The sequence below is a fragment of the Pseudomonas sp. 9.3L genome, assembly GCF_058536285.1.
In genome coordinates, this window is record NZ_JBZUBK010000001.1 from 3,419,447 (window position 1) to 3,436,245 (window position 16,799).

17 protein-coding genes are annotated in these 16,799 nt (G+C 52.9%); 8 read left to right on the plus strand and 9 right to left on the minus strand.

Going from position 1 to position 16,799, the window contains the following annotated elements; all coding sequences use genetic code 11:
- Positions 1–54: 54 nt before the first annotated feature.
- From AC4LE2_RS15875 to AC4LE2_RS15890, 4 genes are all read right to left on the minus strand, one after another.
- A complete protein-coding gene (locus AC4LE2_RS15875) occupies positions 55–1,221 on the minus strand; it encodes a macro domain-containing protein (protein WP_258695021.1) in 1,167 nt (388 codons plus the stop codon).
- On the minus strand, positions 1,221–2,564 hold the full coding sequence (locus tag AC4LE2_RS15880) for a DarT ssDNA thymidine ADP-ribosyltransferase family protein (RefSeq protein WP_491826674.1): 1,344 nt from the start codon (positions 2,562–2,564) through the stop codon (positions 1,221–1,223). Before AC4LE2_RS15880 ends, AC4LE2_RS15875 begins: the two co-directional genes overlap by 1 nt.
- Before the next feature lie 41 nt (positions 2,565–2,605).
- A complete protein-coding gene (locus tag AC4LE2_RS15885) occupies positions 2,606–2,785 on the minus strand; it encodes a hypothetical protein (RefSeq protein ID WP_122364149.1) in 180 nt (59 codons plus the stop codon).
- A 433-nt stretch (positions 2,786–3,218) separates the two neighbouring features.
- Positions 3,219–3,581, minus strand: a complete 363-nt coding sequence (locus tag AC4LE2_RS15890; protein WP_024778916.1) for a plasmid mobilization protein — start codon at positions 3,579–3,581, stop codon at positions 3,219–3,221.
- A 412-nt stretch (positions 3,582–3,993) separates the two neighbouring features.
- Here AC4LE2_RS15890 and AC4LE2_RS15895 point away from each other — a divergent pair, with 412 nt between their 5' ends.
- The 6 genes from AC4LE2_RS15895 to AC4LE2_RS15920 all read left to right on the plus strand — a co-directional run bounded on the left by AC4LE2_RS15895 (position 3,994) and on the right by AC4LE2_RS15920 (position 8,085).
- Positions 3,994–4,368: a TraK family protein gene (locus tag AC4LE2_RS15895; protein WP_258695023.1), complete on the plus strand. Its 375-nt coding sequence runs from the start codon at positions 3,994–3,996 to the stop codon at positions 4,366–4,368.
- Between the two features lie 105 nt (positions 4,369–4,473).
- Positions 4,474–4,683, plus strand: a complete 210-nt coding sequence (locus AC4LE2_RS15900) for a TraC family protein (protein ID WP_003380647.1) — start codon at positions 4,474–4,476, stop codon at positions 4,681–4,683.
- A 483-nt stretch (positions 4,684–5,166) separates the two neighbouring features.
- A complete protein-coding gene (gene trbJ, locus AC4LE2_RS15905) occupies positions 5,167–5,961 on the plus strand; it encodes a P-type conjugative transfer protein TrbJ (protein WP_122364148.1) in 795 nt (264 codons plus the stop codon).
- Between the two features lie 2 nt (positions 5,962–5,963).
- Positions 5,964–6,152 carry a hypothetical protein gene (locus AC4LE2_RS15910; protein WP_003380644.1) on the plus strand — a complete coding sequence of 63 codons (189 nt, stop codon included), beginning with the start codon at positions 5,964–5,966 and terminating at the stop codon, positions 6,150–6,152.
- Positions 6,153–6,154: 2 nt separating this feature from the next.
- Positions 6,155–7,762 (plus strand): P-type conjugative transfer protein TrbL, encoded by a 1,608-nt coding sequence (gene trbL, locus AC4LE2_RS15915; protein ID WP_491826675.1) that lies wholly within the window; start codon positions 6,155–6,157, stop codon positions 7,760–7,762.
- A 2-nt stretch (positions 7,763–7,764) separates the two neighbouring features.
- Positions 7,765–8,085 (plus strand): hypothetical protein, encoded by a 321-nt coding sequence (locus AC4LE2_RS15920; RefSeq protein WP_258695025.1) that lies wholly within the window; start codon positions 7,765–7,767, stop codon positions 8,083–8,085.
- A gap of 291 nt (positions 8,086–8,376) precedes the next feature.
- Here the strand turns inward: AC4LE2_RS15920 and AC4LE2_RS15925 are convergent, their stop codons facing one another.
- Entirely contained in the window at positions 8,377–9,063 is a 687-nt protein-coding gene (locus AC4LE2_RS15925) for an FRG domain-containing protein (protein ID WP_057414249.1), read from the minus strand.
- A gap of 274 nt (positions 9,064–9,337) precedes the next feature.
- On the opposite strand from AC4LE2_RS15925, the gene AC4LE2_RS15930 reads away from it, so the two are divergent.
- Positions 9,338–10,888 (plus strand): TIGR04141 family sporadically distributed protein, encoded by a 1,551-nt coding sequence (locus AC4LE2_RS15930; protein ID WP_491826676.1) that lies wholly within the window; start codon positions 9,338–9,340, stop codon positions 10,886–10,888.
- A gap of 192 nt (positions 10,889–11,080) precedes the next feature.
- On the opposite strand, the gene AC4LE2_RS15935 is transcribed toward AC4LE2_RS15930, so the two are convergent.
- Together AC4LE2_RS15935 and AC4LE2_RS15940 are read right to left on the minus strand one after the other, a co-directional pair.
- On the minus strand, positions 11,081–12,460 hold the full coding sequence (locus tag AC4LE2_RS15935) for a helix-turn-helix domain-containing protein (protein WP_240994268.1): 1,380 nt from the start codon (positions 12,458–12,460) through the stop codon (positions 11,081–11,083).
- 30 nt (positions 12,461–12,490) lie between these two features.
- Positions 12,491–12,715 (minus strand): helix-turn-helix transcriptional regulator, encoded by a 225-nt coding sequence (locus AC4LE2_RS15940; RefSeq protein WP_031597374.1) that lies wholly within the window; start codon positions 12,713–12,715, stop codon positions 12,491–12,493.
- A 79-nt stretch (positions 12,716–12,794) separates the two neighbouring features.
- Between AC4LE2_RS15940 and AC4LE2_RS15945 the strand changes: the two genes are divergently transcribed.
- Positions 12,795–13,655: a hypothetical protein gene (locus AC4LE2_RS15945; RefSeq protein ID WP_491826677.1), complete on the plus strand. Its 861-nt coding sequence runs from the start codon at positions 12,795–12,797 to the stop codon at positions 13,653–13,655.
- A gap of 18 nt (positions 13,656–13,673) precedes the next feature.
- Here AC4LE2_RS15945 and AC4LE2_RS15950 read toward each other — a convergent pair whose 3' ends face one another.
- Both AC4LE2_RS15950 and guaA read right to left on the minus strand, forming a co-directional pair.
- Positions 13,674–14,894 (minus strand): tyrosine-type recombinase/integrase, encoded by a 1,221-nt coding sequence (locus AC4LE2_RS15950; protein ID WP_031597370.1) that lies wholly within the window; start codon positions 14,892–14,894, stop codon positions 13,674–13,676.
- A gap of 308 nt (positions 14,895–15,202) precedes the next feature.
- Positions 15,203–16,780, minus strand: coding sequence for a glutamine-hydrolyzing GMP synthase (guaA, locus tag AC4LE2_RS15955; protein WP_491826678.1), 1,578 nt, complete (start codon positions 16,778–16,780; stop codon positions 15,203–15,205).
- Between the last annotated feature and the right edge of the window lie 19 nt (positions 16,781–16,799).

The window sequence follows — 16,799 nt, forward strand, 5'->3', positions numbered from 1 at the left end:
CCCATTAAATACCATGCTCGACTTTGGATTAGCTAAAATCAAGTAAGAGCTCGATCACCGCCCCTTAGCCGCATCAGAATTGTGAGTACCATCCGCGAAAAAGCTTTTTAGGTGCATATCCAAGTCAAATGCTTTTGCCCCAATGTCTGATACCGCCTTCATATCCTCTGGGGAGCTAATTTCAGAAACGCAATAGTACGCATCTATAGATATCCGCTTGAGTTGGCTTTTATATCTATCCAACCAAGCAAGTTTGCTAGCAAAAAACACCACCTTCTCAGAAAGATACATCCTTGCAAAAACAGAAGGGATGAATTCTTTCTTATCGAAGGCAACTACTGGATTCCCTATCGACAGGAGATTAGGCTTCTCATTTAGCGTCGATGACGATACTTTTTTTATGGACTCATAAATTCCGGATGGTAAAACACAGCCACAAATTAGACCTCTGGCCGAAAGTTCAAGCGCGAGTTTCTTTTCAAATGCTGTCCCTCCCAACAAAATACTGCGCTTCTCGAGAACGCAAAAATCAACAAACTTTCGTATAGCATTTATCTCGCTTGAGTCAGGCTTGCTGCTGCACACGACTGAATAATCGTATACAAGTTTGTTTTGCTGCCTTGGATAGTAATACACATCTTTCTTGGTATAGCTGCGCAATTTTTCCGGGTATGCATCCGACGCATATTTAACAATCCCAGCCCCCACCGAACCAAGCAGTTGCTCATAGTCTGGCTCTGACGCCCTGACATTACCCGCTTTCACTGAATCGAAAGGCTCAAAGACATATATATGCGCAGGAGAGGTTTTTAGCTTCTCGGCAATCATGGATCGGACCCTGCCCCAGTCCAAACCACCATGACCACAGCCTAGGGCCGGGAGAGTTACTACTTTCCCACTTTTATCTTCAAGATACCTAGAAAGCCATACCAATCCCTCATCAATGTAATGATATTCAGATGGATTTTTCCAATGTTTTTTTGTCGGAAAATTTATGATCTCGATATCTTTAGAGATCATATCCTTTTGCGACCAAGCGGAAGGCAGGCCGGGCCGAATAATGCCCAAACGACACTTCTCAGCATAGTCATCAAACATTTCAGGAAATCTTTTCTTAAATGCGAGCGCCACACCTGCGCCCATCACACCAACACAGTTGACTGTATTGATCATGATATCCGCATCAAAATCGAAAAAATCTCCGGAAACAAACTCTATCATCAAATATTACCTTGCAATTTTTGGAGCGCTTCAGCTCTGAGGGTGTCGATTCCAGCAGAGACTTGCATCAACCAATATTGATTTAGTGCACCAATATCAGCCTTACTCAAGGCCACCAACATAGTGATATCTTCAGGACAAGTAATTATATCGAACAACTGACTTTTGTCCCGACCTTTAGCAACGATCTCACCCAGTAGGTCATCATAGGTCACCAGCATTACAATTTTTCGAACTATGTCTGGCGGCAGGATAGGCAAATCCTCTATCAAAATCCTCTTCAACATGGGTAGGGATTTTTTGGGATGTTCCCCATCTGCCTTATTCATAAAGCTATTAGGCCAGCGTGTTTTCGGACCTTTACCTATATCGTGAAGGTAAGCAGAGAGCTCCAAGACTTCACGATGGATAGGGTCCAACTGAATATATTCAGGTGAGTTCAACACCAGACTCGCAACACGTCGAGAATGAGCGCCAACATCTTCGCTGTGTGGCCCGTAGTTCGCACCTAGACCATCGATATCATCTAGTTCTCTGATAGCCGCGAAGTTAACGCGAATAGCACGCAAGGCGTCACTTAAGGTCAGGAATTTCGACACCACCTGACGCTGAAAAGAGATCACATGAGAAACAGCCTCATCTACAAAACGCTTCAGAAAAAAAGGCCCTGTAACCAAAGAAGCATTCCAATTCCCAGGCTCTAGATAATAATGCTCCCCTCCCGCCTCAACTACGTTCGGCGGAGCAACCCCCTTGCTCTGAAAAATTTGCCTCACACAGTCAGATATGCTGCGGTTAAACGTAACTATCTGATTAATTTCACACAATGGAACATGATCTGGTAACAAAAGCTCCGCCATTTTACGGTGTTTCTGATCATCGTCGTCATATCCCCACCGACCGTTATCGATAGTTGGCCAATCTAATTGATCGAGCTGATCAGACTGATAATTTCCAGAAAAAAAAGCTGGGGGAATTTCCGTATTTGCGGATGCACTTGTGTAATAGACCCCAGGTTTTGTCTCCATCAGTAAAACTGAAACGGAAAGGTAAATAATAAATTGCTGATCTACATTCTTTCTATACAGTACCGCCTGTTGCATAGGTGTTTTCTTTGCGAAATAGAATGGTACATAATCATGAACACACCGCCCGTTGGTCCCAGGCACTTGCATCAGCGCACGACGCCTCTGTATTCCTTCCTCAGCGACATTAACGTGTAGAATGCCTCGAGCAATTTTCTGATTAGTCGAAAAGATACCATGATCAATTATTGATTCGAGGTTCTGTATCGATGTGAAATGATATGCGTTGCGACCCCTATGGTGTGCAGGAACTGCCATGTTTCCCCCTTAAGCAAACTATTGACAAAGCGATACTAAAATCATTTTTCTTTATATTTTTTTGGAATTATTGCGATTTGTCTACGCAGAATGTCAATCTCTCCTTGTTCGCCATCTCGCAAAACTTCCTCAGCAAGTTTGGCCGCGTATTCTGGATCAGAGCCAAACGCCTCCGCCATAACTTCATCGTGACCCCGATCTTTCCTATGTTGTTTCTTCATTTGAGCCTCGACAACGCACACCGACTCGCAATTTGGATTGTGCAATCCAAGTCTATACCAAATCTCATGATTTGCTTCTCGATCTCCAACACCAAGCGGTGCAAGACAACCATTCGTGCGTCCTCCCCCACGCTCGAGCTTCAACCACCGTAAATTTTGCCCTGAAATCCTCTCGATTCTCCTTAACCACAGCCGTCACCCGCCTTATCAGTTCCATCACCGATGACTCGAGGCACAGCACTGAGTGCCTCGACATAAACCTTGCAGCCAACCAGTGCTTCCGTCGGTGCTGCAACATGCTAAAGAACGATCCTTCGATGCGTTGGCTTGCCGCCTATCAATCCAACATCAGGCGTTCGGTTGGCCGCACCGATACGGCATGAACTGTGCGAGGCTGAACTTAGCTTTACATCAGATGACACACGTTCAGTAGTCATCTTATGACGCGTGACATGATGGAAAGCACCTCACTCTGTAATTTCCGAAAGTCATTCATCACCGCCTCCACGTCCATCGGACTTGCGCCTTGTCCGCGCCTCTCTGCAAGCCAAAGTTTCAGCAGTCCAGCAACCCGCCCGAGGTCGCCATTGACCTTGGCCAAGTCGGCCACAGCTTTCAGGTCAACAACCGAACGGATCGGCTCATTCAACCCAACCGCCCGCAGGAACGCGGACTGAGACATGCCCGCTTGCGCGGCACGCTCTACCAGCTCGGCGCGCTCGTCCTCGGTCACGAATACCTTGATGTATTCGTTCCGGGGCCGGGTGCCGTAAGTCGTCTTTTTCTTCTCTGCCATTCGTCTCTCGCTCTTGCCGCAGCGACAGTCAGGTGGCGCAGCAGCTCGCCTTTCCTTTGGTGCCGCTCGGGCTTTCATATCTGGTCGCGGCAGCGACGGTAAGCCTCGCAGAGCAAGATGCCGTCGAACCGAAGGTGAGTAAGGGGCGGTGTTGGGGGGAACAGGCGAAGCCTGTGGACCCACAACACACATCTTGCCGTCTGATCTTCTGCAATTCTAGGCAACTTGCCCGCCTTAGGTTCGCCTTACCGCACTTTCGGTCATTCCTGACCCAGAATTGCCCTAAATCTCTTTGAGTTGCGTTAAATTGCGTTACAAAGATGAAAAATCTCCTTTAATTTCCTAGAATTTCCTTGAGTTGCTTTAAGCAAATACTGACCACTAGTGCGACCACATAAACAGGAGACGCCAAATGACAGACGGGCCGAAAAAGGTCTATCGCGGCGCAGGGCGAGTTGCCTTTCTGGCCAGGCTTGATGACTTTCGTAAGCTGATAGATGCAGGGCATCCGCTACGTGCGATCTATGACGATTACGCTGAACAGCTTGGCATTGGCTACCCGCAATTCACCAAATACGTCGGCAGGTATGTACGAAAGGAAAAAGACGATGGGCACCAAACGAAAGGCTCTGGGCAATCCACATCGCAAAGCCTCTCACCAGCCCCGACAGGAGTCGTAAGAGGACAGCCGGAGCACAGCGCCACACCGCCTTCCAAACCCGGCTCAAAACGTGCGGGATTCGACCACAACCCAAATAGTGGAAACACTCGGGACGACCTGATCTGACGCTCCACGAAACATCGAGGCCGCGTATCCCCTTTAATTTGGGCGAGAAAATGAGGTAGAACTTTTCAGTCTGTCTAAATTTACCTCATTAAAAAAGGTGAACCCATGGCTCGAAAAACTCTAGCAGAACGCCGTTCTGACGCCCTTTCAGAGCTGGAAACAGCTAAAGCAAGATTGGCGAAATTGGATAATGAGGCGGCTGAAAGAATTGGAAGAATTGCAATCAAATCAGGATTGGTTAATCTTGAAATTACAGACGATCAGATTCGGGAAGAATTCGACAATATTGTAGAAAGGATCAGAAAGGGGGATTGATCATGAAAACCGCTCACCGCATCAGCTCATTGGCCAACCAACTCAACGAACTGCAAGCCTACCTCGGTCAAGCCAGCGGGCGACCTAGTAAAGCCGTTAGAGAAGCCCAACGCATTGCGGCAGAGTTGGCTTCCTCGCTCGAAAACTGGCACCTAGAAACGCTACACATCCCTGAAACGGAACGTGGTCACTATAGGACCCAGAACCCCTATTACTCAGCCCACTAATGCGCTATGCCATTTCATCAAAAGCCCACTTCGGTGGGCTTTTTTTTGGCCGTAAAAACACATCCCGCTGGAAAGACAGACAGGTCCATGCCTAAAGAAAATGTCAGCAAAATCAGGTTGCTACGTGTCAATCTCACCCAGCCAGCGCCCGCAAGTCATTGATTTCTATGCGGATAGATATTTATCCGCATGTTCCAAACCACACCATATCAGCCAATAATCAGACCTCGAACCATGACAAAACGAGGTGTTCGGCATGAATACGGAATTGCTGAAATCGCAGATTTCATCGGCTCGAAAATCGAGAATACGTACTGCCCTTGTTTTAGCAATGAAAAGCACAAGCCTTAGTGTGGGTCTCTACCTGGCACCACCCCCCGCATATGCCATCTACTGCTCAAACTGCTCGACGTTCTATCAACAGATGTTTGAGTACACCGAGGCAGTCAACACGGCGCTGAACACTGCAGAGCAGCTTCAGACGCAGATTCAGCAGTATCAGAATATGGTCACCCAAGGCACGGGCTTGCCAAGCACCATGTTTGGCAGCATCGCGGCCGATCTTAAAAACGTGGCCAACCTTTACACCCGTTCGCAGTCCCTAGGCCGCCAGATCCAGAATATGGACTCTCAGTTCAACACCGCTTTCCCCGGCTTTCAGTCCTACCTAAATCAAGCCGCGAACTCAGCAGAAGTACCAGCTCATGAGCGCTATCAGAAGTGGTCGGAACAAGGCAGCAACAACGTAAAGACGGCACTCGAGGCGGCAAACCTCAATACCAGCAAGTTCGAGTCTGAAGACATCCAGCTTGATCGCATGGTGGCCCGTTCGCAGTCAGCCGTAGGCCGCATGCAAGCTATACAGGCGGGCAACGAAATCGCCTCCCAGAATGTGCAGCAACTCCAAAAACTGCGCGATCTGATGGCCACCCAAATCAACATGCAGGGCAACTACATGGCTCAGCAAGGCGACCGGAAGGCCGCTAGCGAAGCCGCTGAACAGCAGTTTGAAGCGCGCAAAAACACACGCGGCGGCGTGAAGGAGTACTGAGAATGACTATTTCGAGATGGCTCATCGCGTTGATGTGCGCCGGGTCAGTACTGGCCGGTTCCATGGTCACCGTGATGGTTCAAAGCAATAGCGAATGTACTGCCGTGGCTGAGCAACAACGGCAACAGCGTGACGCTGATCTCTCATTTGAGGCGCGCCCGAATACTCGCGGCGGCGTGAAGGGGTACTAGCTATGGATCCTCGTCTATTGTTGTTCCTCACCTTGGCTGGTGTGTTCGTGGGCGGAGATGCTGTGGCGGCGACCGACCTCTCCCATGCCGATACATCGATTCAGGGTCTACTCGACCTCGTTCTGCAACAGTCGCACCAGTGGTCAGGGAAGCTGTATGACTATGCGATCAGACTGTTCTGGCTGCTGGCCTCGATCCAGTTCATCTGGACGTTCATGCCTCTGGTCATGAAGCAAGCCGATTTCGGCGAGATTGTCGGCGAGCTGCTGCGCTTCATTCTGGTGATCGGTTTCTTCCTTGCAGTCATGAAGTACTCGGTGGAATGGTCGACGGCCATTGTCGATAGCTTCCGTGATGCGGCGGCATCGGCGAGCGGCCTCGGGCGTGCATTAGAACCCGGCGATATGCTGGCAGTTGCGCTGGATTTTGGCCGCACCATGGTGGAGGGCATTTCAGTGTTTTCTCCAGCCAAGGGACTGCTGATCGCTGTATGCGCAATCCTTGTGTTGGCATGTTTCGCCTTCATCGCTGCATTCATGTTTGTCACGCTCGTAGAGTCTTACATCATCATCAATGCTTCCGTGCTGTTCATCGGCTTTGGCGGTTCGCAATGGACGCGGGATTTTGCAATTGCGCCGATGCGCTTCACCGTTGCGATTGGCGCCAAGCTATTTGTACTAACCCTGATTGTCGGCCTGATCATACAGTCGGCAAAGCAGTGGTTGGCCGCCTACACCAATGACGAAGCGTCATTGATGACGATGGTCGGTTTGGCCTTGGTGTGCTGTTACCTCACGAAAACAATTCCTGACCTGATCGGTGCCATGATTAGTGGCACGTCAATGGGCGGCGGCTCGGCCATTGGCGGGATGGCAGTGGCCGGTGCTGCCGGGGCGGCGGCTGCGGCGGCCGCCATTGCCACAGCCGGGGCCGCGGCTCCTGCTGCCGCCCTCGGAGCTGCCGGTACTGGTAGCGCAGCCGGGGCTGGGGCGGCGGGTGCCGGTGGACTGGCGGGGGCGATTAACTCCAGCTTTGCCGGTGCCAGCTCCGCAGGTGGTGCCGCGTCGTCTATGGGTGCAGCGGCGTCCTCCGGCGTGGGTGCCAGCACCGGCGGCGCAGCGGCCCAGGGTGCCAGTTCCGCAGGCGCAAAGGTCGGCGGCAGCTCAGCCAATCCTGCCCGGCAGGCGTCGGCCGCTCCGTCCTTGCCAAGCAGCGGCGTACAACAGGCCGCCAAGCAGGCCGGAAAGGCCGCGCAGGGGAACGACGACAAAGACCAGCCGACGACACCAAAAGGGGGAGTTGTCAGCTCCGGCAGCGCGCTTTCCCAAGCGGCCGACGGTGGCGCAAAAATGCTCGGCGTGATGGCCTCGATAGCAGTGCCAGGTATGGAAAATGCGCACGCCTTGTCTCTTGGTGCAGGATCTCCGCAACCAGTTCCCGACGATACCTACTCGACCACTCCAGCCAATGAAGCAGAATCGGCCGCAGAAGCTTCACAAGCAGAGCCTAACGTCATCCGTCCGGCCTCGGAAACTAACTCTACTCCTGGACGCCTCGCCTCACTCAAGGTGCCGGGCGTGACCTCGAACAACGATCAATCGGAGAAATAACCATGATGGACGTTCTGATATTCGCTGGATTCGTAGTATTAGCCTCGACGCTCGCAGTCGGCATGTGGGCGCTCGGCAGGTGGCTGCGTAGCAAGGGCTATGGGCCGCAGCTCGATAGGCTGGATCATCAATATACGGCCTTGCAGCTTCGAGTAAGCCCGCTTGCCTTGTCGGCTTCCTACCGTGTGTTTGCGGGGATGCAGACCATGAATCGTTTGCCTCTGCTGGGCAGTAAGAGTAGCGCCGTTCTTAACCGGCAAGTGTTGATGGCCATCCAAGCGGCTCAGGAAGCGCAGAAACGAGAGCGTCGCGGCAGTCGCTGATTGCCGATTGCTGAGCTATCAATAACAACCCCGCCCGAGCGCGGGGTTTTGTTTTTCCGAAGTTACGCTCTTCTCTTATGCCCATTTCTGAACGGATCGTTTACCACCTTCAACCATCAATGCGGACGAAGAGCAGTAATGGTGCGGAGGGATCCGCCATCAGTAATACGCACGGACCTGTCTCAGTCACGCAACCGGCAGAAATCGACCCTCTGCATAACCTCATAGCGTTTGGCTAAAGGTACGCGAAAGCCAGTCCCAATATTCGAAGCAAACGACCTACCCGTATAGCTACGCTTTTTCAGGAGCAAGATTGTAGATATTGTTCTCAACAATCCAATTCACATGAGCTGAAAGCCCATCAAGATCCGGATATATCGAAGAAATATTAATTCCATAAAAATTCAGGTCTTCAAGGAGCGTTTTTCTGTACTCCTTTGATATGGTGATTATTTCAAGCTCTTCATTTTCGCGCATTAGTTCATCAATGGCTTTTTTAGGGTCTGGACTCACTGTAAAAACTCCGCCCTGCCTAATTATTCGAGGAACAACCCCAGTTGGCTTGAATTTCCCCGCACTTTTAACATCGAATGGGCTTTTGGTTTTTTTGCTATCAAACTCCCATAGACACTTATAGCAGAATATTTTTGCATCTCGATCCGGAGCTCCTTCTGATACCGCGAAAAATGCAGCTACCAAAGGATTATAGCTCCAGTCCAACAGCCTAGTCGCTAGACCATGGTGCTGAGCAATTGCAAGCCATTCCCACTCGCTCTCAGGTCTCTCTTTTATGAATTCATTTGCGCGACGTACCCAAGCCTTGAAGATATTTTGTTCATTTGATTTTGAATATGGTAAACGCCCAGACTTAGGTTTTAGCTCCCACGAAGGATCAGCGTGCCCCCTGAATATCCAAGCGCTATTATTCTTGTATTTTTCAAAAGCTTTATGAAGCTCTATAAAGTTATTAATAATCATAATGGCTCGAGAATAAACTTTGATTGGGTGACAAGCCACGTCGAGTTTCTTGTCATTCGGGTAAAAAGCTTCTGAGCTTCCTGTAGGTCCCTACCTAGCTAGAATAGCTAGCGCGACATCACCAAGTGAAGAGTACGACAAAGGTGACGCTGGTCCCTGCGGACTTCTAGATTTCAAAAGCAGCAGTGCTGACGCTACCCACATCGTCCGTGTCTTGACGGAAAGAGAGGCAGATGCCAATTTAACATCAAAGCGAAAGGTCAAGGAGTGACATGTGAAGATCACCATCAACGTGTTCCTGCTCAAAGACGGGCTAACCGCCCAAAACGCTCTTTCCGATGAGGTCAACTTGCGACCTATCGCTTTTTCGTTGGGCGATGCTGATTGCCTCTTTTACTACCAGAAAAATCCTTCTCATCCTAAATGGACGCAGCTATTCAGTGCTATCCCAGAGGTGGCTGGTCTCGATCTTACCGGCAGATCACTTAAAGCGCTCCTCGTCCTGGCAGTCCATGGCAGGGTCTTTTGCTTCACTTTTGGCCACGCCAGACACATGATCAATCAGCTAGCCATTGAGCGTTATTTCGGGCTGCGCACGGCGCTCAGTTTGACTGATCCACTACTGATCAAATCCGTGGAAAAGTCTAATATTGATCGCACGCCCCTGCGCTCAAAGGCTCAGTCATCGAGGCTGCTATCGATTTCGGAGTTCGATTTCAAGTTCGACTCGGAGATCTTGAAATCGCTAACCGGCATCGTGCAGAGCGATCAGGATGAGGATGAGTACGTTAGCGGTTCGGACTCATTGGCGTTGCATTCCGATGTAAGCCTCGAAGACCTCCCGGAAATCGCGCTTCGACTATTGACGGCGTACGAAGACGAGCATTGCAAGGAAAAATACCCTTGGATGGACTTCATCGTCCCAGTACGCGACTCCGCACTCATGGGCCAACTGGATGGGCTTTTAGTGGTTGCGATAAATCAAGAGCAGTTCGACAGCGTCCGTGCGGCGCCACCCGAGCTACTTGGCAATGACATAAGCGGCTTCGGCTATGTGAAACACAGCGCTCGATCTCGCAACGGCCCGACGATCGCATTCGACCTAGATCTGCGGCAGGCGCTGCTCGCCAAGCACCTTCTGCGGGGTATCTCCCGCCAGGCACTGGCATCCGAATGTATCTACCTTTACGGGGCAGATGAGCACCGTATTGCCGCGTGGCCTCTGTATACGTGCCTTGAGGCGGAGATCGAGCACGAGGGAAAAATCTATTTGCTCAGCGAGGGTGATTGGTACCAGATAGACCGCGATTACACTGAGCAAGTGAATCGCTTCTTTGACGCTGCAGTTCCATGCAACCTTGTGTTTCCTCCGTATGGCACCGACCACGAGGGCGCTTACCTAAGACGCATCGCAGATAACATAAACTTCTATCTGATGGACCAGAAATTAGTGAGGTTGATGGGCGCTGGCGGCCCATTCGAATTTTGTGACCTGCTGACGCCGGATCACCACATCATCCACGTCAAGAAGTACTCATCGTCGAGCGTGCTGAGCCATCTCTTTTCCCAGGCCTATGTGTCCGCTGAAGCCCTTATCAATGCCCCAGACGTTGTTACTCAGGTGAACGGCTATCTGGCGGAATTGGGTAGTTTCCAGTTTTCCTTCAATCCTGTCACACAACCGCGCAACAGAATCGTTTTCGCTATCATGCAACCCAACGAGACCTTGCACGTACCATTTTTCTCAAAGGTTAACTTCCGGCAGTTCGCCCAAAGGCTCGGTGCAATGGGCTACCAGGTTGAGGTTTGTAGAATCAGTAATTGACCCATTCTGCCTCGATCAACTCCGTTCAGCTTGCCGGTCAATTCGATGCAGGCGTTAGAACAGTGGCAATGCGTACTGATGCTCAGGTGCAGACCAATGACCCGACGCCCTCTAACTCAGCGAAAACAAGCGACCATCCAAATGCCCGGAGGCTTCGCCATTAGTAATACGGACGGACTTGGTACACTGATTTTATGGGGTGTTTATGTACCTCGACACAGCCATAACTGATACGCCCATTTGCTTGGCGATGGCTCGCACGCTCAAACCTTCAGCTCTGAGGGCTTGCGCCTTTACCAACTTGGCGTTAGCCGCTTCGAGGTAGGTTTCTCGGTCTCTGGCTCCGGCGGCGCGCCTACGGATCTCGTGGCGCTTCCTATCACGCTCTCGGGCCATCTCCGAACTGATGATCGTCTTGAGCTGCCGTTGCTCATCCGTAGTGATTCCAAACAGGTTTATGAGGGTATCGTTCTTGGGCGTGTATAGCGATGGATAGTCCCTGCCTCCGAAGTTGACCCGCTCGCCGGATTCGTAAGCTTTGGCCTTGCTGAACAAGGTCATCAGCTCTTTGGAGCGGCTATTCCATTGCGGATCTAGCTCACGGGCCAGCGCTGAGGCTTCGTGATACATCTGTTTGCTGTTGGTTGCACCGGACAACAACAGGAAGTTCAAGCGCCAAAACAGGTGTTTCATCCGGCTGCCTTCGCTGACACCACCGCGCAGCTCAGCGAGCTTGCGCAGGTCTTCGAGGCGGTCCCACGCGAGCTTGCGGCCTGAGAATCCGTGTAGATTGTCAGTCTTGCCACCGGGCACCAAAAGGAAACGCCTGGATTTGCGCTTGGCCCGCTCTGTCTGCTCCTGCCGTTGCTGCTCGATTGTCCAGCGAGCGGTTGGTAGCAGGACATCAGCTAGATACTCGAAGTTATAGCGGACGGGCTGCCCGTCGGTGTCGTTCGTGACGTGAACAACGCGGCAGACTTCACCGCTCTTGCTGTTGACTGTCTCGATGGTCCGTAGAACGCGGCTTGCATCTTTGGCCATCGGATCGGCACCGACATGTGCGAGGCGATCCACTAGGTAGCGCTGGCACGCATTCCAGCGTGGCAAAGCCTGACGCGGGATAGTGCCATCGAGTAGCCATTTCGCTTGGATGCCCCGGCCGCTGTAGATCAGCACAGACGGTGCAGGTAGACCATCTTCCGCGCAGAAATAGAGCACCGATGCCGCCAGTTGGTCAGGCGTGCGGCCTGCCAGCGCGGGTATGCGGTAGGTATCAAGATCGGTGAACAACAACCCCAGGCGAGCGAGGTTCACTACCCGGCGATTGGGGCGGATGAATTCGGCCTGAGACATCCAAGTATCGCGAGTGTTGTCCACCAGATTGAGTATGGTGGGCATATCCGCGAGCCGGTGGGACGATTGACGCTTTTCGCCACGAACGTCAACCAGTAGCGAGAAGAACCCGCTCCTGTTGCTGTCATGGTACATCTGCGCCTCGTCCTGAGAGCTGAACAGCGCAAGCTGTGAACGTTGAAGTTGAGCGCGGGAAGTTCGCACATGCGGCTGCGGCATGGGCCCTGAGTCGGGCCCGACCCACACTATTCAGGCTCCAATTCCGGGTCTGGGAGCTGGGCCAGAAGCCTTGCACGCATCAATCCATTCTTCGACTTCAGCCAAATCCCAAGCGACATTTCGACTGGTTAACGCAATACGGCGCGGGAATTCTCCCCGCTGCTCCATGTTGTAGATCGTGCGCTCTGCTAGCGGGATCATCGCATGCAATTTCTTACGGTTGATGAGTGTCTTGCTCTTTGGTTTGGTCTCCATGGGGTCGCTTTCCTTCGAAGTTGTCAGATGCTTGACAATGCCTTCGAGCGCCAGAACCAGGGCGCAAAAAAGTTAGAATTTGGTTGTCAATCAGAGCTATCATCGGATGATGGGAAAACACTTAAAAACGTCGAGCACCTACGACCCGCTTTTGCAAATGCTGGTTAGAGAGAGCGACACATCGTCGGATCGCATCCGGGCCAAGTTGAGTAACCAATACGAGTGGTGCTTCTGCGAGCTATGTTGGCGCTCCACCGAATATGTGATCAGCATCGCGGCGCCGAAAGTCTTCAAGCGCCTAAAGCGCGGGAATATCAAAGCAGTTCCATTAACGGAGTCTGTTCGCACCGAAGCTCAGAAAAAAGCCGATGCCTTGGTGGATCGATACGAACGGGCATTGAATGGGGAGTTCGGCAGGTATGAGCCCCCTCGAATGTTGTCGAAGTACTGTGACATTCAGGAATTGCGCAGGGACTTTTCGATAGCAGCATTTCGTGAGCATGTGGAGCGCCGAATGCTCGTTTCTACTTGGGCGCAACACGGTGAATTACTAAGGCCTGCGGCCCTACCCGGCCAACCAGAGGGGTCAGCTAAACCGAGCAAACTCTATTGTGAGGCCCACAATCCGCGACGTAGCGATGAGGCACGCCGCGCTTACCAACGCGATAGGAGGTTCGTGCTGGATTATGAGGATTTGATTGCAAAAATCTGGTCTCAAGAAGCTGCTTTCCTTCCAAGCTGGGATATCGAGACCCATGCCGAGGTCAGAAAAGAGGCATACCGCCTTCTCCAAGCACTGAAGTCACCAACTAGCACGATAGATGATCTGTTGATGCAAGGAATTACAAGTCAGGCTGAAATCGCCCGGCAGCTTGGCGTATCACGCCAAGCTGTTTCTGCGGCCATCAAGCGACGGTCTGGAAAGCAGGCATCACCATGAAAGCTCAAAGCTCTAGTTTCATTTTTTTCCGCCATTGCTTGGACGTGGTCGTTTGAGCGTCCACTCGTCAATCATATCCGCCCAATCCTGCAACATCGCCCGACGCTGATCGCGGTATTCAGCCTTGTTGTAAACGGCCCGTACGCCCTTCTGCTCGTGCGCAAGGCACTTCTCAATCCAATCTGAGTTGTAACCCGCCTCATGCAGCAGCGTGCTCGCTGTGCGCCTCAAATCATGCGGTCCGAACTTGCTCAACGGCTGCCCTTCTTTCTGCGCAAGCCGGTAGGTCAACGTCAGCACCTGATTGATCGTCGCGGTACTCATCGGCAAATCAGAATCGTACCGAGAGGGAAAGACGTAATCCGAACCACCGGCAAACGTCTTCAGAGCAATGAAGAAATCCAGCGCCTGCTGAGATAAGAACACCAAATGGGGATTGCGCCGCTTCATCCGCTCTTTCGGAATAGTCCACAGGGCTTCGCTGAAATTGATTTCGTTCCAGGTAGCGTTGGTCAATTCACTTTTGCGAACCATGGTCAGCAACAGCAGCTTAGCGGCGACTCTCACGGATGAGGCAGTGCCGATGCGGTCCAGGTACTGATACATCAACGCGATTTCGTCAGGCCCTAAAGCGCGATCGCGTGGCTCGAATTTAGCGATGCTTGCAGGACGCACCAGATCGGCCGGATTCTCAACCTTCTGGCCACGCTCTATCGCCCATCGGAACACCTGCATCACAATCTCGCGGGAGTGCACGGCCGTGGCTGGAGCTCCACGCTCCACAATTGCATCTGTCAGGGTACGCAGATCCTCATGATTGATTTCCACCAGTTTCTGATTACCGAAGTGCGGCTTTAGCTCGCGCTCGTAAACCGATCGGCGCATGTCACGCGTCGAGTCAGCCATCTGATACCCACGCAGCCATTTCTCCGCCCACGCATCAAACGTCTCTGCCCCTTTGATGCGTGCCTTGGCACGGGCTTTCTCTTTGGCAGGTGACTTACCCGCCGAAACCATCTTTTTAGCCTCGCCCAAGCGCTCTCTGGCTTCCGCAAGTGTGATGCCACCCACGCCATAACGACCGAACGTGATGGTCTCCTGACGGCCATTGATTGAGTAGTTGTAACGAAAGGAGATGGAACCGGCAGCAGTGACGGCCACGTACAGCCCGTCACGGTCGTTCACCTTGTAGAGTTTTTCTTGCGGTTTGAGGTTACGCAGCTTGGTATCGGTCAGCATGGCAGTTACGGATTCCATTGAAAAAATACCATGCTCAGAAAAGCACTCATGCACCACGATAAAACCCAATGAAACCGGGCTGATGATGAGATTTGATACCATGCCCTGCCCTACTAGGGCGACATGGTATCGAGCACCGAACATGGCATTTGGCTCAGTCAATGCCCCGTACCATGCCATACAAACACGGTGCTTGGCGATGCACAAAGCTGCCAGAATTTGCCAGCCCAAAAAAGCCAAAAGCCCGCAATTACGCGGGCTCCAGGGCATTTCTTGCTAGATCGTGCCGGACAATGCCGGACGTCCAATCATTCCCACTCAATCGTAGCCGGCGGCTTGCTGCTCACGTCGTACGTCACCCGCGAGATGCCTTCGATCTCGTTGATGATGCGGCCGCTGACTTTCTCTAGCAGCTCATACGGAAGGTGCGCCCAGCGGGCGGTCATGAAGTCGATGGTTTCTACCGCACGCAGCGCCACAACCCAAGCGTAACGGCGGCCGTCGCCGACCACGCCCACGGATTTGACTGGCTGGAACACCACGAACGCCTGGCTCACCTTGTGGTACCAGTCAGCGTTGCGCAGCTCTTCGATGAAGATGTGGTCGGCCTGGCGCAGCAGGTCGGCGTATTCCTTCTTCACTTCACCGAGGATGCGCACCCCCAGGCCTGGGCCAGGGAAGGGGTGGCGGTAGACCATGTCGTAGGGCAGGCCCAGCTCCAGGCCGAGGCGGCGGACTTCGTCCTTGAACAGCTCGCGCAGGGGCTCTACCAGCTTTAGGTTCATTTCCTCTGGCAGGCCACCCACGTTGTGGTGCGACTTGATCACGTGAGCCTTGCCGCTCTTGGCGCCGGCCGACTCGATCACGTCAGGGTAGATGGTGCCTTGGGCCAGGAATTGGATGTTATGCAGCTGGCTGGCCTGGGCGTCGAACACGTCAATGAAGGTGCGCCCGATGATTTTGCGCTTTTTCTCTGGGTCTGCTTCACCGGCCAGGTTGCCCAGGAACTGCTCCTCGGCGTTGGCGCGGATCACTTTTACGCCCATATTCTCGGCGAACATAGCCATCACTTGCTCGCCTTCGTGCAGGCGCAGCAGGCCGTTGTCTACGAACACGCAGGTGAGCTGGTCGCCAATGGCCTTGTGCAATAGCGCGGCGACCACGGAGGAATCCACACCACCGGAGAGGCCCAGCAATACGTTGGCGTCGCCGACTTGGGCGCGTACCTGCTCGATGGCATCGTCGGCGATGCGCGAAGGGGTCCATAGGGCTTCGCAGCCGCAGATATCCAGCACGAAGCGCGACAGGATGCGGCCGCCTTGCTTGGTATGGGTGACTTCTGGATGGAACTGCACGCCGTAGTAACCGCGCTCGTCGTCAGCCATGCCAGCGATGGGGCAGCTTGGGGTGCTGGCCAGCACATGGAAGCTCGATGGGATTTCAGTGACCTTGTCGCCGTGGCTCATCCACACATCCAGGCCCAGCATGCCATCGGCGTCGATGTGGTCCTCGATCCCGCTGAGCAGGCGGCTTTTGCCGACCACGTCCACGCGGGCGTAGCCAAATTCACGCAGGCTGGAGCCCTCTACCCGGCCGCCTAACTGCTCGGCCATGGTTTGCATGCCGTAGCAGATGCCGAACAGCGGTACGCCCAGGTCGAACACGGCCTGCGGCGCGCGGGGGCTGTTGGCCATGTGAACGGATTCCGGGCCACCGGCGAGGATGATCCCGCGTGGGGCGAAGTCGCGGATCGCCTCATCGCTCATGTCGAACGGGTGCAACTCGCAATACACGCCGATTTCGCGCACGCGGCGAGCGATAAGCTGGGTGTACTGCGAACCGAAATCGAGGATCAGGATACGGTGGGCATGAATATCGAGGGCCATGACTCATTCTCTCGAGAAC